Annotated in this window: 19 protein-coding genes; 5 read left to right on the top strand and 14 right to left on the bottom strand. The window is 67.4% G+C overall.

Annotated features, from left to right (window positions below):
• Position 1: 1 nt before the first annotated feature.
• The 14 genes from gltS to AC3WQZ_RS09470 all read right to left on the bottom strand — a co-directional run bounded on the left by gltS (position 2) and on the right by AC3WQZ_RS09470 (position 15,564).
• Positions 2 to 1,192, bottom strand: coding sequence for a sodium/glutamate symporter (gene gltS / locus AC3WQZ_RS09535; protein WP_010810994.1), 1,191 nt, complete (start codon positions 1,190 to 1,192; stop codon positions 2 to 4).
• Positions 1,193 to 1,431: 239 nt separating this feature from the next.
• Complete coding sequence (locus tag AC3WQZ_RS09530; RefSeq protein ID WP_010810995.1) at positions 1,432 to 2,598, bottom strand: ABC transporter permease; 1,167 nt, start codon at positions 2,596 to 2,598, stop codon at positions 1,432 to 1,434.
• 15 nt (positions 2,599 to 2,613) lie between these two features.
• On the bottom strand, positions 2,614 to 3,768 hold the full coding sequence (locus AC3WQZ_RS09525; RefSeq protein WP_492300405.1) for an ABC transporter permease: 1,155 nt from the start codon (positions 3,766 to 3,768) through the stop codon (positions 2,614 to 2,616).
• A 6-nt stretch (positions 3,769 to 3,774) separates the two neighbouring features.
• Positions 3,775 to 4,467, bottom strand: coding sequence for an ABC transporter ATP-binding protein (locus tag AC3WQZ_RS09520; RefSeq protein WP_011617668.1), 693 nt, complete (start codon positions 4,465 to 4,467; stop codon positions 3,775 to 3,777).
• 10 nt (positions 4,468 to 4,477) lie between these two features.
• A complete protein-coding gene (locus AC3WQZ_RS09515) occupies positions 4,478 to 5,692 on the bottom strand; it encodes an efflux RND transporter periplasmic adaptor subunit (RefSeq protein ID WP_492296398.1) in 1,215 nt (404 codons plus the stop codon).
• A 107-nt stretch (positions 5,693 to 5,799) separates the two neighbouring features.
• Positions 5,800 to 6,156 carry an ArsR/SmtB family transcription factor gene (locus AC3WQZ_RS09510; protein ID WP_492296396.1) on the bottom strand — a complete coding sequence of 119 codons (357 nt, stop codon included), beginning with the start codon at positions 6,154 to 6,156 and terminating at the stop codon, positions 5,800 to 5,802.
• Complete coding sequence (locus AC3WQZ_RS09505; protein WP_010811000.1) at positions 6,137 to 6,601, bottom strand: SRPBCC family protein; 465 nt, start codon at positions 6,599 to 6,601, stop codon at positions 6,137 to 6,139. The genes AC3WQZ_RS09510 and AC3WQZ_RS09505 overlap by 20 nt, the downstream gene beginning before the upstream one ends.
• A 103-nt stretch (positions 6,602 to 6,704) precedes the next feature.
• Entirely contained in the window at positions 6,705 to 7,658 is a 954-nt protein-coding gene (locus AC3WQZ_RS09500) for a PDR/VanB family oxidoreductase (RefSeq protein ID WP_492300403.1), read from the bottom strand.
• A gap of 79 nt (positions 7,659 to 7,737) precedes the next feature.
• A complete protein-coding gene (locus AC3WQZ_RS09495; RefSeq protein WP_062804628.1) occupies positions 7,738 to 9,360 on the bottom strand; it encodes a trimethylamine N-oxide permease in 1,623 nt (540 codons plus the stop codon).
• A 363-nt stretch (positions 9,361 to 9,723) separates the two neighbouring features.
• On the bottom strand, positions 9,724 to 10,026 hold the full coding sequence (locus AC3WQZ_RS09490; RefSeq protein ID WP_010811003.1) for a CBU_0592 family membrane protein: 303 nt from the start codon (positions 10,024 to 10,026) through the stop codon (positions 9,724 to 9,726).
• Positions 10,027 to 10,065: 39 nt separating this feature from the next.
• Positions 10,066 to 10,956 carry a TorF family putative porin gene (locus AC3WQZ_RS09485; RefSeq protein WP_058696601.1) on the bottom strand — a complete coding sequence of 297 codons (891 nt, stop codon included), beginning with the start codon at positions 10,954 to 10,956 and terminating at the stop codon, positions 10,066 to 10,068.
• A 169-nt stretch (positions 10,957 to 11,125) separates the two neighbouring features.
• On the bottom strand, positions 11,126 to 12,862 hold the full coding sequence (gene betA, locus AC3WQZ_RS09480) for a choline dehydrogenase (RefSeq protein WP_492292350.1): 1,737 nt from the start codon (positions 12,860 to 12,862) through the stop codon (positions 11,126 to 11,128).
• Positions 12,863 to 12,947: 85 nt separating this feature from the next.
• Positions 12,948 to 14,414 (bottom strand): aldehyde dehydrogenase family protein, encoded by a 1,467-nt coding sequence (locus AC3WQZ_RS09475; RefSeq protein WP_010811006.1) that lies wholly within the window; start codon positions 14,412 to 14,414, stop codon positions 12,948 to 12,950.
• 28 nt (positions 14,415 to 14,442) lie between these two features.
• Positions 14,443 to 15,564, bottom strand: a complete 1,122-nt coding sequence (locus AC3WQZ_RS09470; protein ID WP_010811007.1) for an aromatic ring-hydroxylating oxygenase subunit alpha — start codon at positions 15,562 to 15,564, stop codon at positions 14,443 to 14,445.
• A gap of 235 nt (positions 15,565 to 15,799) precedes the next feature.
• Between AC3WQZ_RS09470 and AC3WQZ_RS09465 the strand changes: the two genes are divergently transcribed.
• The 5 genes from AC3WQZ_RS09465 (at position 15,800) to AC3WQZ_RS09445 (ending at position 21,097) form a co-directional block, all read left to right on the top strand.
• A complete protein-coding gene (locus tag AC3WQZ_RS09465; RefSeq protein WP_010811008.1) occupies positions 15,800 to 16,891 on the top strand; it encodes a helix-turn-helix domain-containing protein in 1,092 nt (363 codons plus the stop codon).
• Between the two features lie 181 nt (positions 16,892 to 17,072).
• Positions 17,073 to 18,398, top strand: a complete 1,326-nt coding sequence (locus AC3WQZ_RS09460) for an MFS transporter (RefSeq protein ID WP_492300401.1) — start codon at positions 17,073 to 17,075, stop codon at positions 18,396 to 18,398.
• An 18-nt stretch (positions 18,399 to 18,416) separates the two neighbouring features.
• Entirely contained in the window at positions 18,417 to 18,596 is a 180-nt protein-coding gene (locus AC3WQZ_RS09455) for a hypothetical protein (RefSeq protein ID WP_454749936.1), read from the top strand.
• Entirely contained in the window at positions 18,586 to 19,941 is a 1,356-nt protein-coding gene (locus AC3WQZ_RS09450) for an amidase family protein (RefSeq protein ID WP_454749937.1), read from the top strand. Before AC3WQZ_RS09455 ends, AC3WQZ_RS09450 begins: the two co-directional genes overlap by 11 nt.
• A 202-nt stretch (positions 19,942 to 20,143) precedes the next feature.
• Positions 20,144 to 21,097, top strand: a complete 954-nt coding sequence (locus AC3WQZ_RS09445) for a Bug family tripartite tricarboxylate transporter substrate binding protein (protein WP_010811012.1) — start codon at positions 20,144 to 20,146, stop codon at positions 21,095 to 21,097.
• Positions 21,098 to 21,120: the final 23 nt, after the last annotated feature.

Here is a 21,120-nt window from a genome sequence, read left to right as displayed (position 1 = left end):
GTCAGCCTCCGATCAGCGGCAACGCCAGCAGCATGGTCAGCACGAAGGCGTTCATCAGGTCGACGAAGAACGCGCCGGCCAGCGGCGTGATCAAATAGCTGGTGGGTGCCGGCCCGTAGCGGGACGTGATGGCGCGCATATTGGCCATGGCGGTGGCGGTCGACCCCATGTTGAAGCCGATAAAGGCGGCCGAGGTGACCGCAGCCTCGTAGTCGCCCCCCATGAAGCGGAAGCACACCAGCACCACATACAGGATGATGAAGACCACCTGCATGGCGATGATCAGCAGGAAGGGGCCGGCGGACAGCGCCACCTCGGCCAGGTCCAGCGCCATCATGGTCATCACAAGGAACAGCGACAGGCAGATATTGGTGATCAGGTCGGTGGCGCGGTCGTCAAAGCGCACGCCGGCAAAGGGCAGCAGGTTGCGGATGGCGATGCCGAGCATCATGCACCACAGGAAGCCGGGGATGGTGATGGCGCCGGTGGGCATCTGCGCGGCGATCCAGCGCCCGCCGATCACCGCGGCCAGGATGCCGGCCAGCGAGGCCAGCGCGCCCACGGTGGTGATGGGGGAAACCGCGGCGGCTTCTTCCTCGGTGTCGCCGGCCTCGCGCGCGGTCGAGCGCAGCTTGTAGCGCGAGATCAGGTACTGCGCCACCGGGCCGCCGATGATGCCGCCCACAATCAGGCCGATGGTGGCCACTGTCATCGACAGGTCCATCACCGCCTGCAGGTTGTTGACCTCGGCAAAGCGCTCGGCATAGGCGGCGCCGGTGCCGTGGCCGCCCACCAGCGTGATCGAGCCGCTCACCAGCCCGAAGATGGGATGCAGGTCCAGCGTCCTGGCCATGGCCACGCCCACCACGTTCTGCACCAGGATGTAGGGCAGCAGGATGATGAGGAAGATCACCAGCGCCTTGCCGCCGCGCCTGAGCATGCGCAGGTCGGCGCAGAGCCCGACGCCGCCGAAGAACATCAGCAGCAGCACCGGCTTCATGCCGGGATCGATCACCACGCGGAAGTTCGCTGCCGCCAGCGCCACCGAGGCGATGATCGCGAACAGCAGGCCGCCGGTGACAGGGTCGGGAATGTTGTAGCGCGACAGCACGCCGACGCTGCGGTTGACCAGCGTGCCGATCAGCAGCACCACGACGGCAGTCAGCAGCGAGCCCAGCAGGTCGAGGTTCATCGGGGGCGTCCTGGCGGAGAGGGTTGCGGGGGTACCTTGCCATCGGGCGCCGCTGGCCGTGCCGGGGGTGCACTGGCCGCCGGCAATGCCTGACGGGGAGCATGCATCACTACGGGTTGTAGACGCGCGGGTGGAATAAGGCAAGGAAAGGTTGGGGGTGGGGCGCAGCGACTACCGGGCCGTGAATGCCGATGCCGTGCTCCCTCTCCCGCTTGCGGGAGAGGGGAGCGAACCCTCGCTCAGCGCGCCCGCAACGCGTCCACGATATTCATTCGCGCCGCCCGCACCGCCGGCAGGAATCCGCCCGCCAGCCCCATCACCATCGAGAACGCCAGCGTCTGCAGCGCGATAGCCGGGGTCAGGATGAAGCGGAACGAGAGGTCCGCGAAGGTCTGGAAGTTGGTGGTCGAGAACGACGCGAACTGCATCAGCGTGGCGCACGCAAGGCCCGCGATGCCGCCCACCAGCCCCAGCAGCGCGGCTTCGATCAGGAAGGCGGTCAGCACATTGACGCGCTTGAAACCCAGCGCGCGCAGCGTGCCGATCTCCGCCACGCGGTTGGCCACCGAGGCGTACATGGTGATCATGGCGCCGATCATCGCCGCGACCGAAAAGATGGTGGACAGCGTGAAGCCGAGGATCTTGATAAAGCTGGACAGCGCCTTGGACTGGTCGCTGTAGAAGGCCTGCTCGCGCTTGGCCTCGTCGGCCAGCCGCGGGTCGACGTCGATATCGGCGCGAAAGCGGTCGAACAGCGCCGAATCCGCCAGCCGCACCACCATCGACGAATACGCATTGCGCCGGAACGACTGCATCAGCTGGTCCACGTCGCCCCAGATCTCGGAGTCGAAGCCGCTGCCGCCGGCGTCGAAGTGGCCGACCACGGTCCAGTCGCGCTGGGCAAAGCGCAGGTGCTCGCCGATCTGCACCCCGGCAAAGCCGCCGGCGATGCTGCTGCCGACGATGATCTCGGACGAGCCCGGCCGGAACATGCGTCCGGTCACCAGCCGCACCTGCGGGCGCAGGTCCATGCCCGGCGGCGAGATGCCGCGGATCACCACGTTGGACGGCTGCCCGGTGCTGGTCTTGGTAAGCGAGATCAGCACCACCGCCTCGCGCGAGGCCAGCGGCCGGCCAGCGCCGCTCATGGCCACGGCCGGGTGCATCTCCATGATGCTGGCTTGGTCGCGGTTGACCGAGCTCTGGATCTCGGTCTCGGCGCCCTTGCGGATCAGCACCACGTTGTTCTGCTCGCCGGTGGTGACCAGGGTCTTCTTCAGGCCGGCGTCCAGCATCAGCATGGTGGCAAAGACGAACACCACCAGCGCCAGCCCGCCCGCGGTCAGCGCGGTGGTCAGGCGCCTGGCCCACAGGTTGCGCGCGATATAGGTCAGCGGGATCGCCACATCAGCCTCCGCGCGCTAGCCGATGGCCCGCAGGCCCTCGACGATGCGCACGCGCGCAGCCTGCACCGCCGGCACGATGCCGGCAAAGACGCCCACCGCCAGCGCGCAGGCCGCCTGCAGCTGCATGGTCTGGGGCGACACGGTGAAGACCGGGAACACGCCGCCAACGGCCTGCTTGAAGACGCCTGCCACCGGCGGCGTCGCCAGCATGCCGAGCGCGCCGCCGGCCACGCAGATCGCCAGCGACTCGCCGAACACCAGCAGCGCCAGGAAGCCGGGGCCGAAGCCCAGCGCCTTGAGCGTGGCGTATTCCACGGTGCGCTCGCGTGCGCTCATCGCCATGGCATTGGCCATCACCGCCATGATGATCACGATCACCACGTAGGACACCACGCGGATCGCCGCGATGATCTGGTTGGACATGGCGACAAAGCCCAGCTGGAAGGCCTGCTCGGTCTCGGTCAGCGTCTCCGCCAGTGAATTGCGGAACACCGCATCGACATTGCGCGAGATCGCGGCGGTGTTGTCGGGGTTGTCCACGCCCAGCACAAAGACGCCGACCTGGTCGGCCTGGCGCGGGGTGCGCTTGCGCACGGTCTCGTTCAGGTATTCCCAGTGGAACACCATCTGGCGCGTGATGGTGCTCTCGTCGCGCCCCTCCATGATGCCGCGCACCACGAACTCCCAGGTGCCGGGGTAGATGGTGCCCTTGATCGGGACCACGTCGCCAAGCTTGAAGCCGAACTGGTCGGCCAGCTGGCGCCCGACCAGCGCGCCCTTGCGGTCGCGCTGGTAGTCGGCGCGCTGCTGGTCGGGCACGATGAATTCCGGATAGAGGTCGAGGTAGTTATCGGATACCGCGAACTGCGCGAAGAAGTTCTTGGGATCGCGGTAGACGCCGCCGAACCAGTTGGAGCGCGCCACCGAGGTCACGCCGTCGACGCCCCTGATGCGGCTTTCGTAGCTCAGCGGCAGCGGAAACACCAGCGAGATCGCATTGCGCGTGACCAGCCGCGCGCTGGATGCTGCAGACGCGCCCGCATACCAGGCATCGATCACCGTCTGCAGCAGCCCGAACGCCAGTACCGCGATCACCAGCCCGAACACCGTCAGCGTGGTGCGCAGCTTGTGCCGCAGCGCGTTGCGGGTGATCAGCTTGAGTGCGTACATGACGACTTAGGCAATCTCGCCACGGATCAACTCTCCCTTCTCCAGGTGCACCAGCGACCCGGCCGCGGCCGCGGCGTGGGCATCGTGCGTGACCATGATGATGGTCTTGCCGGCATCGGCATTGAGCCGCTGCATCATCGCCAGGATCTCGGCGGCGGAGGTGCGGTCGAGGTCGCCGGTGGGCTCGTCGGCGACGATCAGCGCGGGGTCGGTGATCAGCGCGCGCGCAATCGCCACGCGCTGCTGCTGGCCGCCCGACAGCTCCGACGGGTAGTGGCTCATGCGGTCGGCCAGGTTGACCATGTCCAGCACCAGTTCCACGCGCGCACGACGCTCCGCACGTGGCAGGCTGGTCAGCATCAGCGGCAGCTCCACGTTCTCGAACGCGGTCAGCACCGGCATCAGGTTATAGAACTGGAAGATAAAGCCGACATTGGCGGCGCGCCAGTCGGCCAGCTCGGCCTCCGGCAGCCGCGTGATGTCCAGCCCCGCCACGTGCAGCGTGCCGCTGTCGGGCCGGTCGATGCCGGCGATCAGGTTCAGCAGCGTGCTCTTGCCCGAGCCCGACGGTCCCATCAGCGCAACAAATTCGCCTTCGCCGATATCGAGCGAAATATCGGTCAGCACCGGCACGGTCTGCACGCCGCGCCGGTAGGATTTGGCGAGGTGGCTGATCTGCACCAGCGGTGCTGCGCTCATGTGGTCCTCTCTACGGCTTGGCCACGGTGATGCGGTCGCCGTCGCCGAGATTGTCGGCCGGCGACAGCACCAGCACGTCGCCGGGCTTGACGCCCTGCACGGCCACCAGTTCGCCCAGCTTGTCGCCGGTCTTGACCTGCACCTCATGCGCACGGCCGTCCTTCACCACATAGGCCAGCTCCCGGCCCTGGCGCGTGACCACGGCGGCGGGCTGCACCGCCACCACCGGCTGGCGGTCCTGCGCCGAGGCGGTGCGCGACAGGAAGGCGATCTTGGCGCTCATGTCCGGCAGCACGCGCGCATCGCGGTCGACAAAGCGCACCTTGACCAGCACGGTGGCCTTGGAGCGGTCCACCGTCGGCACGATGCGCGACACTTGCCCCGCCAGCCGCAATCCCGGCAGCGCATCCAGCAGCAGCTCGCACGGCTGGTTGGCGCGGATCTTGCCGATATTGGATTCGGCGACATCGGCTTCCACCTCCAGCGTCTCCATGTCGGCGATGGTCACGATCGCGCCCTTGGTGTCGGCGGCGGCAGAGAAGGGCGTGATGTTGTCGCCCACGTTGGCATGCTTGACCAGCACCACGCCATCGAAGGGCGCGCGCACCACGGTCTGCTCCACCGCGACCTCGGCCGCGCGGGCATTGGCCTGGGCCGAGGTGATCGCCGCGCGCGAACTGTTGACCGAGGCCCGCGCCTTGTCAAAGCGCGCCACGTCGGCGTCGTACTGGGTGCGCGAGATGGCGTTCGGCACGATCAGGATCTTCGAGCGGCGCAGGTTCACCTCGGCGTCCTTCAGCTCGGCCTGCTGCAGCGCCAGGTTGGCCTGCGCCACCTGGACCTGTGCCTGGGCCTGGGCGAACGAGGCGGCGACGTCCTTGCTCTCCAGCCGCGCGATGATCTCGTCCTTCTTCACGCGCGAGCCTTCCAGCACGCCCAGCCATTCCAGCCGGCCCTGCGCCTTGGACGCGACCGCCGCCTTGCGCTGCGGCACGACATAGCCGGTGGCATTGAGCACGGTGAAATTCTGCGTGGGATAGGCGGAGGTGACGGTGGCGGTCTGCACCGCCTGCGGCCCGGCCAGCTTCATGGCGATGCCGGCCAGGGCCAGCGCGGCCAGCGCGATCACTGCATAGCGCAGCCACCTGCGCCGGGGGCGGATGCCGGCGCCGGCCGCGGCGGCGCTCCGGTCGATTTTCAGCCTGGACAGGTCGTGGTCAGCCACTGCGCGCTTCCTCTCGCTGTGATGGGCGGGGCTCCCAGTATAGCGGCGAGTGAATGGGTGTCCATTGCTTGCGAGAGGGGAGCAAACCGCTGGCGTGCGGGGGGAGGTCAATGCTCGGCTTCCACCGCCAGCTTCAGCTTTGCCAGCGCAAAATCCCATTGCCGCCCGATCGCTTCCAGCGACCGGCGCGCGGCGTCGACCTGGCCGGGCTCGAACTGCCACAGGCGCTCGCGGCCGGCGCGGCTGTCGCGCACCAGCCCGGCCTGCGCCAGCACCTGCAGGTGCTTGGTGACCGCCTGGCGCGTCATGGCGCTGCCCGCGGTCAGCTGCGCGATCGACAGCGCGCCGCCCGCGCACAGCGCTGCCACCAGCCGCAGCCGGGTTTCGTCGCCAAGCGCGGCGAAGACGGTCGCCGCATCGCGCAGTTCGAGCGCGGGCGGGGTTTCAGGCTGCGCTGCTGACATGCTTGCGGATGTTTTCCATCTGCCCGTCCCAGCCGCCGCTGTTCATGCGGAAGGCTTCCATGCGGCGTTCGGGCGGGATCTGGTCGAAGCCGGATTCGACCACGGTCAGCAGCGTGCCGCCTTCGGCTTCCTTCAACTCGAACACCACCAGCGTGGGCGGTTCGGCCGAATAGTCGCGGCCGCGCTCCATTGGCGCCGGATGCCAGCGCCAGGACAGCAGCCTCGGTGGTTCCATGCGCTCGACCTCTACGTCGAACTTCAGGTATTCATAACCGGGATAGGTGATGCTGCCCACGGCACGCTGGCCTGGGGCGAAGGTCACGCCGTCGAATTTCACGCCAAACCAGCTGCCGAAGGTGTCGGCGTCGGCCAGTGCATGCCAGACGCGTTCGATGGGGGCGGCCAGCAGGATGCTGCGCTCGATGCGGTCGGTGGATGAAGCCATGTCCGGTCTCCTTGTTCAGGCATGAATGGGCAACGTTGTGGTTGCATGTTAGGAGACCGGACGGGGAAGCGCAACCGAAAGGTTGCGAATGGCCTCAGTATGGTCAGAGATCCAGCACCAGCCGCTGGCCCTTGCAGCGCGACACGCACAGCATCATCGTCTTCTGCGCAGCCTTTTCGGCATCCGACAGGTACTGGTCGCGGTGATCGGCCTGCCCTTCCAGGATGGTGGTCTCGCAGGAGCCGCAGATGCCTTCGCGGCACATGCAGTCCACCTTGATGCCCGCCTTCTCGATGGCGCGCAGCAGCGGCTCGTCGGCGCCGACCTGCAGCGTCAGCCCGCTTTTCTGCAGCACGGCCTCGAAGCCGCCGCCGGTGGCGTCGACCTCGTTGCGGAACTGCTCGAAGTGGATGCGGCCCGCGTCCCAGCCCGCGGCGCGCGCGGCGTTGACCACGGCGTCGTTCAGCGGCGCCGGGCCGCAGACATAGACGTGCGTGTCGGCAGGCTGCGCGGCGATCAGCGCGGCGAGGTCGAGCATGGTGCCGCTGTCGCTCTCGTACAGGTGAAGCTGGCCGGGCTGCAGCGTGGCGGGCAGCACGTCCAGGAAGGCGGTGGAACGGGCGTTGCGGAAGCAGTAGTGCAGTTCGAACGCCGCGCCGCGCGCGGCCAGCGCCTGGATATGCGTCATGAACGGCGTGATGCCGATGCCGCCGGCGATCAGCAGGTGGCGGCCGGCGCCGTGGTCCAGGCTGAACAGGTTGCCGGGCGCGCCGATATGCAGTTCGTCGCCTTCGCCGACCTGCTCGTGCATATAGCGCGAGCCGCCGCGCGAAGCCTCTTCCAGCCGCACTGCGATCTGGTAGTGGCCGGGCTCGCCCAGCGTGCTGGTCAGCGAATAGGCGTTGCGCAGCCGGCCGCCGTCCATATGGACGACCACGTGGCTGCCGCTGTCGAAGGCGGGCAGCGCGCCGCCGTCGCAGGGTTGCAGGGTGAAGCGCTTGATGCCGGCGGCCAGCGGCTCGACGCGGCCGACGCGCACGCGGAGCGTGTCAGTCATGGCGGTACCTCGGAATTCAGGGAAAGCAGGGAAATCGGGAAGGGGGGCAGGCCGGCACCGGGCCGGCCTGCCGGAGCCGTCAGGTGATCACCGTCAGCCTGGCAGCGATCCACACCACCAGCCCGCCGACGACCAGCGCCACGTAGGGCAGCACGCCGGCGCGCGCATTGGGCAGCTCCATGTCGCGGCGCATCGACTCGGGGAAGCGGCCCTTGTCCTGGATGTAGTGGCGGTACACGAACACCGGCACGATCAGCAGCGCGGCGATCAGGCCGTTGCGCAGCGTGTGCTCGCCCTGGAAGTTGGCGCCGGCGCCGACGAAGGCCAGGTCGAAGAAGCCGAAGAACGCGCCCAGTGCCAGCAGCCAGTTCTTGCACTTGTACGGGCGGGCCCAGTCCGGGCGGTCCATGCGGTGGATCCAGCCCGACTGCAGGTTCAGGAACACGAAGATCATGTAGCAGACGTTGCTGATCGACAGCACTGCCATGTAGTTCGACATCAGCAGCAGGAACAGGTTGAACACCAGGTCCGTCCACATCGCGCGCGTGGGCGAGCCGTGCTCGTTCACGTGCGAGAGGTAGCGCGGCAGCCAGCCGTCGACCGAGGCCTGGTACAGCGTGCGCGACGAACCCATCATCGAGGTCATCACGATCAGCAGGATCGCCAGCACCAGCATCACCACGATCACGTTGAACACCACCGCGCCGCCGCCGACGAACTTGGCCATGGCCGCGCCCACGCCGGAGCCGTCGACGATGGCCGGTTCCAGCATGCCCGACAGGCCCAGCGAGCCCTGGAAGGCGATCGGCACCGCGATGAACATGAACAGGCACAGCACGCCGGACCAGAAGATCGCCTTGAAGGTGTCCTTCTGCGGATCCTTGAACTCGCGGGTGTAGCAGACCGCGGTCTCGAAGCCGAAGGTCGACCAGCACGCCAGGAACATCGCGCCCATGGCGGTGCTGATGCCGGCGGCGTTCCAGCCGCCCAGCACCGGGGCGCCGGCGCCGTCATGGGTCAGCGGCAGCAGCGGCAGGAAGTTGGTGGACGGCATGTCGCCGGTGAACATCGGCACCAGCGCGATCAGCACCAGCGGCGTCAGCGAGGCAATGCCCAGGATGCGCTGCGTGGTGGCCGCGGCCGAGGCGCCGCTGTGCTGCAGCTTGAAGGTGACCAGCAGGAAGGCGGTGGCCAGGATGAAGGTGGAGTTCACCCGCAGCGTCAGGCCTTTGCTGACAAAGCCCAGGTCCACCAGTGTCAGTTGCCAGGTGTTGATGACCGAATCGGGCGGGAACAGCGCGCTCAGCATGTAGCCGGCGGCGAGGCTGGTGCCCAGCGCCAGCATCGGCGACCAGGCCACCCAGTTGCACCACACCGAGACCGGTGCGACAAACTTGCTGTAGCGCACCCAGCCGAGCGCGCCATACACCGAGGCGCCGCCGGATTTGTGCGGATACAGGCCCGAGATCTCGGCATAGACGAAGCACTGCGCAAAGCCGACCAGGATGGCGAGGATCCAGATCACCCAGGCCGGGTTGCCGATGGTGGCGGACACGCCGCCGATGGTGAAGAGCACGCCCGCGGGCACGCCGCTGGTGACCCAGAAGGCATCCTTCCAGGTCAGGGTGCGCTGCAGTTCATGCGATTGGGTTTGCTGCTGCGGTTGGGCGGGGGCGATCGGCGCCTGCGCGCCGATCGACAGCACGTCTTTCTGTGAATACACGATGTCTCCTTGCTTCCCGGGTTGCCGTTTATCTGGAGCTGCGCTCCGTCACGGTCTGCCGTCTGCGGTCTGGGTGGGTACGTTGCGGTACTGCCTGCCGGGGTTACGACGGTCGGGAATGTCTGGCGGGGATTCTGGGGGCGTTTCTCATCCTTGTCTCCTGTTGTCATCCCGGGGTTGCCATGCGGCCCGTTACGGGTCTCAGGCTTTCGGGTTTCTTGTCGATTCACTGCAGGTTAATTAGATTACCAATAGTGTTTCGGGGTGAGTATAGAAACGGCTGGGAGCCAAGGCAACGGAAGATTTGTATCGCCGTTGCCAAGCGTCCTGGCCGCCTCTTCGTTACTGCTGCACGGGCTGTCCCGGGCGCGGTCCGCCCAGCGTTTCCACCACCGCATGCCCCGCCCGCCGGTTGCGCCACCAGCCCAGCAGCGTCAGCCCCAGCCAGAAGCACTGGGTCAGGAACGACGCCAGGTTGAAGGCGCCGGTCAGCGAGATCAGGATGCAGCTCGGCCCGATCACGTTGAGGACGACGGCCAGCCTGCCGGTCGGGGATTTGTGCAGGACCTGCACGGCAAAATGCGCGGCAACGTAGGCGGCAACGCCGACAAGTCCGGTCGCGTCGGTAAGACCCAGGGAGGCCATGGTGGTAGGAAGCGGTAAAACAGCGGTTGAAGATTGCCGTCAGAACGTCTTGGTCACCGAGACCAGGAACGTGCTTTTCAGCGGGTTGGAAACGGACGGGTTGCCGGACGAATCCAGCGCCCCGGTGGTGTACTTGTCGTAGACGTCGGTACGCCCCCAGCCGCGGGTATAGGCGCCGGTCACGGTCCAGCTGCCCTCGAAGGCCTTGGACAGCGCCACGCGCACGTCGCGGAAGTTGTAGGCGGCAAAGTTGCGCACGCGCTCCTGGCCGTAGTGCAGCAGCAGCGTGACGCCGTGGCCCAGGTCGAAGGTGCCGTTGATATCCAGGTAGCCGGAGCCGCGGCTGTGCAGGTCATTGCCGGCGAGCAGCGAGGCGCTGTTGTAGCCGAAGTAGTCGGGCGTATAGGTCAGCCAGTACTTGACGTTGAACCACTTGTACGTCAGCGACGCGACGGCTTCGCCGTAGTTGTACTTGGTCTGCGCGTACTGCAGTTTCGCGCCCGGGTACAGGTAGTAGTAGACCTGCCCGGCATAGGTGAAGTCGCCAATGGTGCCGGTGTAGCCGGCATACAGATCCCATTCGACGGTGCCGCCCTCGATGAACTTGTCGCTGATGCTCGACATCCACGTGCCCGCGGAAAAGCCGCTCGGGTGGGCGTAGTCGATGCCGCCCTGCACCGCAGGCCTGCCCCAGGTCTGGCGGAAGCCGCGCGATACGTATTGCGATGTCAGGGTCAGGTTGGCGCTCAGCGGCGCTGGCGATGCGGCCTCGGCCGGCGGCACGGTCGCCGTGACCTGCGGCACCGGCGCCACGGCCAGCCTGGTTTCGGCCTCGGCACTGGTCTGCGCCTGCGCGCTCAGCGCCTGGCACAGCAGCAGGGGCAGGGCGCCTTGCAGGGCCCGTCTTGAATCAAAGCATTTGCGCAGCATGGAAGTCTCCTCCTTGCAGCCGGTCTGGGTTTGTTCTGGGTAGCCGGCTTTGTGGTGTGGGTGCGCGGCGCGCCGACCGGACGCACGCTGCCCGCCGGGGACCGAAGTCCCGGCAGCACATGCGTCGGTCAGGGGTTCTGGCGGGAAGCCCGCGCGCCGCGCCGCCTGGTCAGGCGGGCATCGGCATCGGCATTCGCGCAGTGGCTGGCGGATGCCGCGCCGCGTCTGCCTGCGCCCCGCCGCGCGCGGTGGCGGCCTTGTAGTAAGGCGCCGTCGAGCGTTGCAGCGGTGCGCGGCCGCGGATCACGTCGGCCAGCTTCTCGGCCATCATGATGGTGGGCGCGTTCAGGTTGCCGGTGATGATCTTCGGCATGATCGAGGCATCGACCACGCGCAGGCCAGACAGCCCGTGCACGCGGCCCTGGTTGTCGACCACCGCCATCGGGTCGGAAGCGTCGCCCATCTTGCAGGTGCAGGACGGGTGCAGCGCGGTCTCGGCATGCTCGCGCACGAAGGCGTCGATCTCGGCATCGCTCTGGATCATCATGCCGGGCTTGATCTCGCGGCCGCGGAACTGGTCCATCGCCTGCTGGCCGATGATCTCGCGCGTCAGGCGCACCGCGGCGCGGAACTCGCGCCAGTCGACGTCGTGCGCCATGTAGTTGAACAGCAGGCGCGGCTTCACGCGCGGGTCGCGGCTGGCCAGCTTGACAAAGCCGGTGCTGGGCGAGCGCATCGAGCCCACGTGGCACTGGAAGCCATGCGACTGCACCGGGTTGCTGCCGTCGTAGTTCATCGCCAGCGGGATGAAGTGGTACTGCAGGTTGGGCCAGGCAAAGTCATCGCTGCTGCGGATAAAGCCGCCCGCCTCGAAGTGGTTGGAGGCCGCGGTGCCGGTGCCGCGCAGGTACCATTCGATGCCAATCGCGGGCTTGTTCCACCACTTCAGCGCCGGGTACAGCGATACGGGCTTGGTGCATTCGTACTGCAGGTACATCTCGAGGTGGTCCTGCAGGTTCTCGCCGACGCCCTTCAGGTCTGCCACCGACTCGATGCCAAATGCGCGCAGCTCGTCCGCATTGCCCACGCCCGAGCGCAGCAGCAGTTGCGGCGAGGCGATCGCGCCGTTGCTGACGATCACTTCCCGGCGCGCACGCGCTTCGCGCACATGGTCGCCCTGGATGTACGAGACGCCGATGGCGCGCTGGCCGGAGAACAGGATGCGGTCCGCCAGCGCGCGCGTATGCACGGTCAGGTTGGGCCGGTCCTTGGCCTGGTCCAGATAGGCCAGCGAGGTGCTACAGCGGCGCCCGCGCGCGGTGGTGGTGCGGTCCATCGGGCCGAAGCCTTCCTGCTTGTAGCCGTTCAGGTCATCGGTCTGGCCATAGCCGGCCTGCTCGCCGGCCTTGATAAAGGCGCGGAACAGCGGGCTGATATCGGCCTTGGGCGTGGTCACGTGCAGCGGGCCGTTGCCGCCGTGGTAGTCGTTGGCGCCCTTGTCATAGGTCTCGGCCTTGCGGAAATAGGGCAGGCAGTCGGCGTAGCTCCAGTTCTCCAGCGAACGGTTTTCGGCCCAGCCGTCGTAGTCCATCGCGTTGCCGCGGATATAGACCATGCCGTTGATCAGCGACGAACCGCCCAGCCCCTTGCCGCGGCCCTGCGTCATGCGCCGGTTGTTCATATGCGGCTCGGGCTCGGTCACGTAGGCCCAGTTATAGGTGGTGCCCTGCAGCGGATACGCCAGCGCGGCCGGCATCTGGGTGCGCCAGTCCAGGCGCCAGTCGGGGCCGCCCGCTTCCAGCAGCAGCACCGAGACATCGGCATCCTCGGTCAGCCGCGCGGCCAGCACGCAGCCGGCCGAGCCCGCGCCGACGATGATGTAGTCGTACTCATGGATTGCCTGCATGGTGCAATCTCCTTGTTTGCTTGACGCCGTGCGTGGCGGGCCGGGGGAGGGCCTGCCGCGCGCGCGATTGCGAAGTCAGCTGCGCTCAGGCGCCGAACCAGCCCATCGCCTTGGGGGCCAGGTTGATATAGCTGTGCTTGAGTTCGGTGTACTCGTCCAGGCCGATGCGGGCCAGCTCGCGGCCGATGCCGCTCGCCTTGTAGCCGCCCCACGGCGCTTCCGGGAAGTACGGGTGGTAGTCGTTGACCCACACCGTGCCGAAGCGCAGCCCGCGCGACATCCGGTTGGCCTTGTCCAGGTCGCGGGTCCAGACCGCGCCGGCCAGGCCGTACGGGGTGTCGTTGGCGGCACGCAGCACCTCTTCCTCGGAGCGGAAGCGCTCGGCCGTGATCACCGGCCCGAAAATCTCCTCCTTCGCAATTTTCATGTCTGCCGTCACGTCGGCCAGCAGCGTCGGTTCCAGCCAGTAGCCCGTCTTGAAGACGTCGCCAGCCGGCCGCTTGCCGCCGTGGACCAGCCGTGCACCCTCGGCAATGCCGGCCTGCACCATGCCCAGGATCTTCTCGTGCTGTTGCGCCGACTGCACCGGGCCCATCTGGGTCTCGCCGTGGAAGCCGTTGCCGATCACGATGCGCGGCAGGCGCTCGGCCAGCCGGCTGATGAATGCATCATAGATGCCGTCCTCGATCATCAGGCGCGAGCCGGCGGAGCAGACCTGCCCGGCGTGGAAGAACGCGGCATTGAGCGCGTAGTCGACCGCTGCGTCCAGGTCGGCATCGGCAAACACGATGTTCGGGTTCTTGCCGCCCAGCTCCAGGCCGATGCGCTTGAAGTTGCCGGTGGCGGCCTTCATGATGCTTTCGCCGGCATAGGCGCCGCCGGTGAAGGACACCAGGTCCACGTCCAGGCTCTCGGCCAGCTCGGCACCGACTTCGGCGCCGCCGGTCACCAGGTTGAACACGCCCGGCGGCAGGTCCAGCTCGGCCACCAGTTGCGTGAAGTGGTGCGTGGTCAGCGGCGTCAGGTTGCTGGGTTTGATCACCACGGTATTGCCGGCGCCCAGCGCGGGCGCGATCTTCCACGCGGCCTGCAGCAGCGGGTAGTTCCACGGCGTGATCAGGCCGCACACGCCAACCGGCTCGCGCAGGGTGCGGCTGATCACATGGTGCGGGGCTTCGTTGACGGCGCCCGACTCGGATGCGACCAGCCCCGCAAAGTAGCGGAAGGTGGCGGCGATATCGCCCATGTCGGTGCGGCTCTCGGTCAGCGTCTTGCCGGTGTTGAGCGACTCCAGTCGGGCGAGCTTCTCGGCATCGCGGTCAATCAGTTCGGCGATCTTGTTCAGCAGCCTGGCGCGGTCACGGATCGTCGTCTGGCGCCACGGGCCGTCGAAGGCCTTGCGCGCAGCGGCGATGGCCAGGCGCGCGTCGGCGCGGGTGGCTTCGGCTGCCTGGGCGATCACGGACTCGTCGGCCGGGCTCAGGATGGCGCGCGTGCCTTGGTCGATGGGCGACTGCCACTGGCCGTCGATATAGAGCTGGGTCAGGATCATTGCTGCGGTTCCGGTTCGGTGGTTCGTTTCAGGCGGCCAGGGCGTCGAGCACCATCTGCTGGAAGTGCTGCACGCCGTGCTCGCCGATGGCGGAGGTCTTGTCGTCGGTGACCAGTAGCGGGCCCTGCCCGTTGCGGTAGCCGCGCGACTTCAGGCCGCGCTGCACCGATTCGACGATGCTCAGGTCTTCGGGCTTGAGCACGTTCTTGTAGTACTCGATCAGTTGCTCCTGCTCGGCCGTGGGCGTGCTGTCGCGGAAGTAGAACTCGAAGTGCTGGATGGTGGTGTCGGCATCCACCGGGAACATGTAGAACACGCCGTAGTTGCCATCGCCCGGCAGCACGTTCAGCGTCACGTTGGGCCACAGCCAGTAGGCGGCGAAGTCGGTGTTGGGGGCGTCGCTGTCATAGGTGAAGGCGTCGCTGCCCGAGCGCGTCTGGCCGACCTGGCTGGTGTAGAGGCCGCGCACTTCGTGCTTGTAGGTCTCCATCCTGATCGACTCGACCAGCGCCGGGTGCGCGGTCTGGCAGTGCAGGCATTCCAGGTAGTTGTCGACCACCACCTTCCAGTTGGCCTTCATCTCGTAGGTGAGCTTGTGCGCGGGCACCAGCTTGTCGACATCCGGGCAGCGCGCGCGGATCTCGTCGTTGAGGCCGCCTGCCAGCTCGGCCAGCGGTTTCGCGTCCATGTCCAGGTTGACGAAGACCAGGCCGCAGAATTCTTCCACGCGCACCGGCGTCAGGCCGGCGTTGTCCTTGCAGAAGCCCGGCACGTTCTCGGCGTTGCGCACGTGGATCAGCTTGCCGTCCAGGCCGAACGACCAGGCGTGATACGGGCAAGTGATCACGTTCTTGGCCTTGCCCGCGCCATCCGCAAACAGCTCATGGGCGCGGTGCGGGCAGACGTTGTAGAACGCGCGCAACACGCCGTCGCGGCCGCGCACCACGAACACGTTCTCGCCGGCCACTTTCACTGTGGCGTACTGGTTGTTCTCGGCCACCTGGCTCTTGTGCATCACACACACCCAGCTGCGCGCGAAGATGGTCTTCTTCTCCTGCTCGAAGACTTCCTGCGAGGTGTAGTAGTGGGCCGGCAGCGTATAGGCCAGCGGCGGGGTGGTGCCGCAGGCGGGGGCGGTGGTCTCTTGCATGGGTTGTCTCCTTGTTGGTCTCGTTGCCTTATCGATTCACTAACAGTTAATTAAATTACTGTTGGTGATGTGAAGTGAAGTCTAGTGAGGAGCGCCGGGGTATTGCAATTCAAAAAACCGATGAAATCTGCTCGCTTGATGGTCCATGGCTATCAATTCGCGCGATTTGCGGTGATGGTGTAAGGTTCGAGTTACTCAATTCACCATCGGTTGAAAAAAAGCGGAGGGGATGCCCATGACGGAAGACACTTTTGCCACGCGCCTGAAGGGGGTGCTGGAAGGCAAAAGGATCATGCTCAAGCAGGTGGCAGAGGCGCTGTCGGTATCGCCGTCGGCGGTGCACAAGTGGACCCGCGGCGGCGAGATCGAATACGAGCGGCTGCTCGCGCTGGCGCGCTTCCTGGGCGTCAACTGGCTGTGGCTGCGCTACGGCGAGCAGGCCATCGCCGACCTGGAGGCCAGCACCGCCTCTGACCCACACATCAAGGAACTGCGCCAGAAGCACCTGGCGGAGATCATGGAGAGCGAGGCGCGCATGAAGTTCGCGCAGGAGGTCTCGGGCATCGTCACCTGGGAATGGAACGTGCTGACCGATGGCCTGACCTACTCGTCCAACGACGTCACGCTGTTCGGCCGCCACATCCGCAACATGGACGACTTCTGGGCCTGCGTGCATCCGGCCGATGTCGCGCGCCTGCGCGAGGTGCTGGCACGCACGCTGGGCGCGCAGGAGATGCACGAGTGGGAGTTCCGCGTCGTGCACGGGGACACCACGCGCTGGATCTCGTCGCGGGCCACGCTGGTGCGCGACTTCGACCAGCGCCCGGTCAAGATGATCGGCGTCAGCCTGGACATCACCGAGCGGCGCCGCGCCGAGGCTGCGCTGCGCCAGAACGAGGCGCTGCTGGCCAAGGCGCAGGAGATTGCCCACCTGGGCGGCTGGTACTGGAATATCCAGACCGACGACTGCGCCTGGACCGACGAGGCCTACCGCATCTTCGGCTGGGCCCCGCAGGCGTTCAAGGTGACCATGGAGCGCTACCTGGCGTCGATCGTCGAGGAGGACCGCGCGCGCGTGCAGGCGGCCATCCGCGCGGCCATCGTCGACAAGGCGCCGTACAGTGTCGACTACCGCATCCAGCTGCCCGACGGCAGCCATCGCGACATCCATGAGGAAGGCGAGGTCACGCTGGACGAGCACGGCAACGCCCTGACCATGGTCGGCGCCTCGCAGGATGTCACCACCGGGCCGGCAGCGCCGCCGGCAAGAGGCGGCGGCAAGGCCCCGCGCAAGCGTGCGGCGGACAAGCCGCGCGCACCAGCCTGACAGCGCCACAGGGCGGCATGCATTGCCGCCCTTTTTCATTGGGCGGGTCTTCCGCGTCACGTGAAGGAATAAAACCGTTTGTTTCAGTGTAAACGTTAGTGGAACGTTTGTTTCATATTCCGCTATGATGGCATCTCCATGGCGCCGGATACCGCGCGCCCGTACAAGGAGGAGATCCATCATGTCCCTGGCCAAGCCAGCCATCCCGCAGTCCCCGGGCCACGCCGCGGTGTTGCCGGACGCCGCCGCCACCGCGTTCGCCAAGGTCACGCGCCGCATCGTGCCGTTTATCGTGCTGTGCTACTTCTTCAGCTACCTGGACCGGGTCAACGTGGGCTTCGCCAAGCTGCAGATGCAGCAGGCGCTGGGGCTGAGCGACGTGGTCTATGGCCTGGGCGCGGGCATCTTCTTCTGGGGCTACATGCTGTGCCAGGTGCCCAGCAGCCTGCTGATCTACCGCCTCGGCATGCGCCGCAGCATGGCGGCCATCATGATCCTGTGGGGGCTGGTATCCGCCGCGACCATGTTCGTGACCACGCCGATGGAGTTCTACGCGGCGCGCTTCCTGCTGGGCGTGACCGAGGCCGGCTTCTTCCCGGCCGCGGTGATGTACCTGAACAAGTGGTACCCGGCCGACCGGCAGTCGCGCATCATGTCGATCCTGTTCCTGGCGATGCCGCTGGGCATGGTGCTGGGCGGCCCGATCTCCGGCGCGCTGATGTCAGCCACGCATGACCTGCACGGGCTGCAAGGCTGGCAGTGGATGTTCCTGATCGAGGCGCTGCCGGCCATCGTGCTGGGCCTGCTGCTGTTGCGCATGCTGCCCGAGTCGCCGGAGGCCGCGCCATGGCTCACGCCGGCCGAGGCGGGCGCCATCACCCACACGCTGACCACCGAGAACGCGAAGAAGAACACCCGCTTCATCGCCGCGCTCAAGTCGCCGGTCCTGTGGATGCTGATGGCGATCTGCCTGCTGTTCAATATCGGCAACTACGGCCTGGTGTTCTGGCTGCCCACCATCATCCAGTCGACCGGGATGTCGTCGCCGCTTGAGATCGCCATGCTGACGGCGATCCCGTATGCGGTCGCGTGCGTGGCGATGAACGTCAACGCCGCGCACGCCGAGCGCACCGGCGAGCGCCGCCTGCACTCCGCGCTGCCGCTGCTGGTGGCCGCCGTCGGCATGTGGGCGAGCACGCTGTTCCCGCACAACACGGTGATGGCGATGGTGTTCCTGACTATCGGCATTTCCGGCCTGATGGCCACGCTGTCGATGTTCTGGGGCCTGCCGGGCCGCGTGCTGGCCGGCACCGCCGCGGCTGGCGGCATTGCCATGATCAACAGCGCGGCCAGCCTGGCCGGCCTGATCGGCCCGGTGCTGATGGGCGGCATCAAGCAGAGCACCGGCAGCATCTCGCTGGGCGTGCTGGCGCTGGCCGGGCTGATGCTGGCCGCGGCGGTGCTGATCCTGGCGATTCCACGCCAGCTGATGCAATCGCGGAGCTGAGGGATGGCGCAAGCAACCATGGCACAAGCAAGCGATGACGATCCCGCCGGCCTGGTGGCACAAGCCGCCGCGGGCCTGCAGGTGCCGGTGGCACCTCAGGATTGCGAGCAGGCCGCCGCGCTGCTGGCCGGCATGGCGGCCATGGTGGCGGGCTTGCGCCAGGCGCTGGCGCAAGCGGAGGGGCAGCATGGTTGCTGACACGCCGACCGCCGCCGCCATGGCCGCGCAAGTACGCAGCGGCGAGCGGCTTGCCCTCGACCTGGTGCAAGACGCCCTGCAGCGCGCCGAAGCCGCCGCGCCGCTCAATGCCTGCTCGGCGCTGCTGGCGGACAGCGCACTGGCGCAGGCCGCCGCGCTGGACCGGCTGCGCGCGCAGGGCCGGCCGCTGCCGCCGCTGGCGGGCGTGCCGTTCGTGGTGAAGAGCCTGCTGGACGTGCGCGGCCACGCCACGCTGGCCGGCGCCGCGCCACGCGCGCAGGAGCCGCCGGCACTGCGCCATGCCGATACGGTCGAGGCGCTGGTCGCCGCGGGCGCGGTGCCCGTTGCGCTGGCGGCGATGGACGAATACGCGTGCGGCGCCACCGGCGAGAACGTGATCGGCGGTCCGGTGCGCAATCCGCTCGATCCGTCGCGCATCACCGGCGGCTCGTCGGCCGGCACCGCGGCGCTGGTGGCTGCCGGGGTGGTGCCGTTCGGGCTGGGTTCGGATACCAATGGGTCGATCCGCGCCCCGGCCGCGTTCTGCGGCATCTGGGGGCTGCGCCCGACCACGGGGCGGTTGTCCCTGGCCGGATGCGTGCCGTATGCGCAGAGCCTGGATACGGTCGGCCCGATGGCCGGCAGCGCCTGTGACCTCGCGCTGGCCTATGCGGCAATGCTCGGCGTGGACGCGCCTGCTGATCCGCAAGGCCGTGGTGCCGCGACGCTGCGCGTCGGCGTGCTCGGCCGCGGCTTCTCCGATTTTGCCGAGCCCGCGGTGCAGGCGGCGGTGCTGCGTGTGGCCTCGGCCTTTGGCGCGGTGCGCACCATTGACCTGCCCGACGCCGACAGTTCGCGCGATGCCGCCTCGGTGATCTCCGCCTACGAAGTCGGGCGCAACCACCAGGCCATGGGCTTCTCCGAGCGCCATGGCGGCTACAGCGCCTTCGTGCGCCAGCGCATCCTGGCCGGGCTGGCGATGCCGCGCGGCTGGTATGACATCGCGCGCCAGTACCAGTCAGCGTGGCGGCAGCGGCTGCTGGCGCTGTTCGATGACGTCGACCTGCTGCTGGCCCCTTCGACGCCCTATGCGGCCACGCCGATCGGTGCCGACACCGTTAACGGCACCGGCCGCATCTATTGCCCACGTGCCGATGCCGGGCACCTGACGCGCCCGTTGTCGCTGGCGGGCCTGCCCGTTGTAGCCGCGCCGTGCGCGGGCGAGGGCTTGCCCGCAGGCATCCAGATCGTGGCCGCGCCCGGGCTCGAGAGCCAGGCACTGGCGGCGGCGCGCTTCCTTGAGGCGCAGGGGCTGTGCCGCAGCGCGACGCCCCGATGGCTGTAACGACTGTTTCATGGAGTTCGGGCCGTTGCGGCAAAGGCATTCGTGCCGACGCTGCTATTGTTTCATGATGACAATTTAAGAAACAAATGTTGCATTGGCTCGGGTCATGCCCCTATACTGCAAACGCGTAGCCGGGTCCAACCCAGGTACTGAACGGGATATCGAGATGCAAGATCAAAGGCAGCAGCAAAAGCGACGGTTCATGGCCACCCTGTTGTGGCTGGGCGCCGTGGGCCTGGCTGGCCCGGCAATGGCGGACAGCTATCCGTCGCGCCCGATCCGCCTGGTGGTGCCGTCAGCCGCCGGCGGCAGTCCCGACGTGCTGATGCGCGCATTGGGCGCCGAAGTCGGCAAGTCGCTGGGCCAGTCGTTCGTGATCGACAACAAGCCCGGCGCCTCGGGCGTGATCGGCATCTCCGAACTGGAACGCGCCGCGCCTGACGGCTACACGCTCGGCTATGCCAACAACGTGACGCTGTCGATCAACAAGAGCACCTTCCGCAAGCTGCCGTACCGGCCCGATGCCTTCGTGCCGGTGGTGCTGCTGTTCAAGGTGCCGAATGTGATCGCGGTCAGGCCGGAGATGCCGGTGAAGACCTTTGCCGAGCTGGTGGCCTACGTCAAGGCCAACCCGGACAAGGTCACCTATGCCTCGCCGGGCCAGGGCACGTCCGGCCACCTGACTGGCCAGCTGCTCGCGGACAAGGCGGGGCTGGCCTGGACGCACGTCGGCTACAAGGGCAGCCCGCAGGCCGCCACCGATGTGATGGGCGGCCAGGTCAATGTGCTGATCGACAACATGCCGACCATCCTGCCGCTGATCAAGGCCGGCAAGCTCAAGCCGCTGGCGGTGACCAGCCTGGCGCGCTCGCCGCTGCTGCCGGCGCTGCCCACCATCGCGGAGTCCGGCGTGCCGGGTTTCGAGGGGGTGGCCTGGGGCGGCCTGGTCGCGCCGCAAGGCACGCCCGCCGGGGTGGTGGGCAAGCTCAACGGCGCCTTCAACCGCGCGCTGGCGGATCCGGCCATCAAGGACAAGTTCGCCGCACTGGGCGCCGAGACGGTCGGCGGCACGCCGCAGGCGCTGGCCGGCTATGCCGCGCGTGAAACCGACAAATGGGCGGCCGTGGTCAGGCAGGCCGGCATCACGCCGCAGTAAGGCCCGCCAACGAGACAAGGATT

This window comes from Cupriavidus sp. FW305-26 (assembly GCF_058787975.1).
Note: the sequence above shows the minus strand (reverse complement) of the source record. Positions and strands in the feature narration are given on the sequence as shown.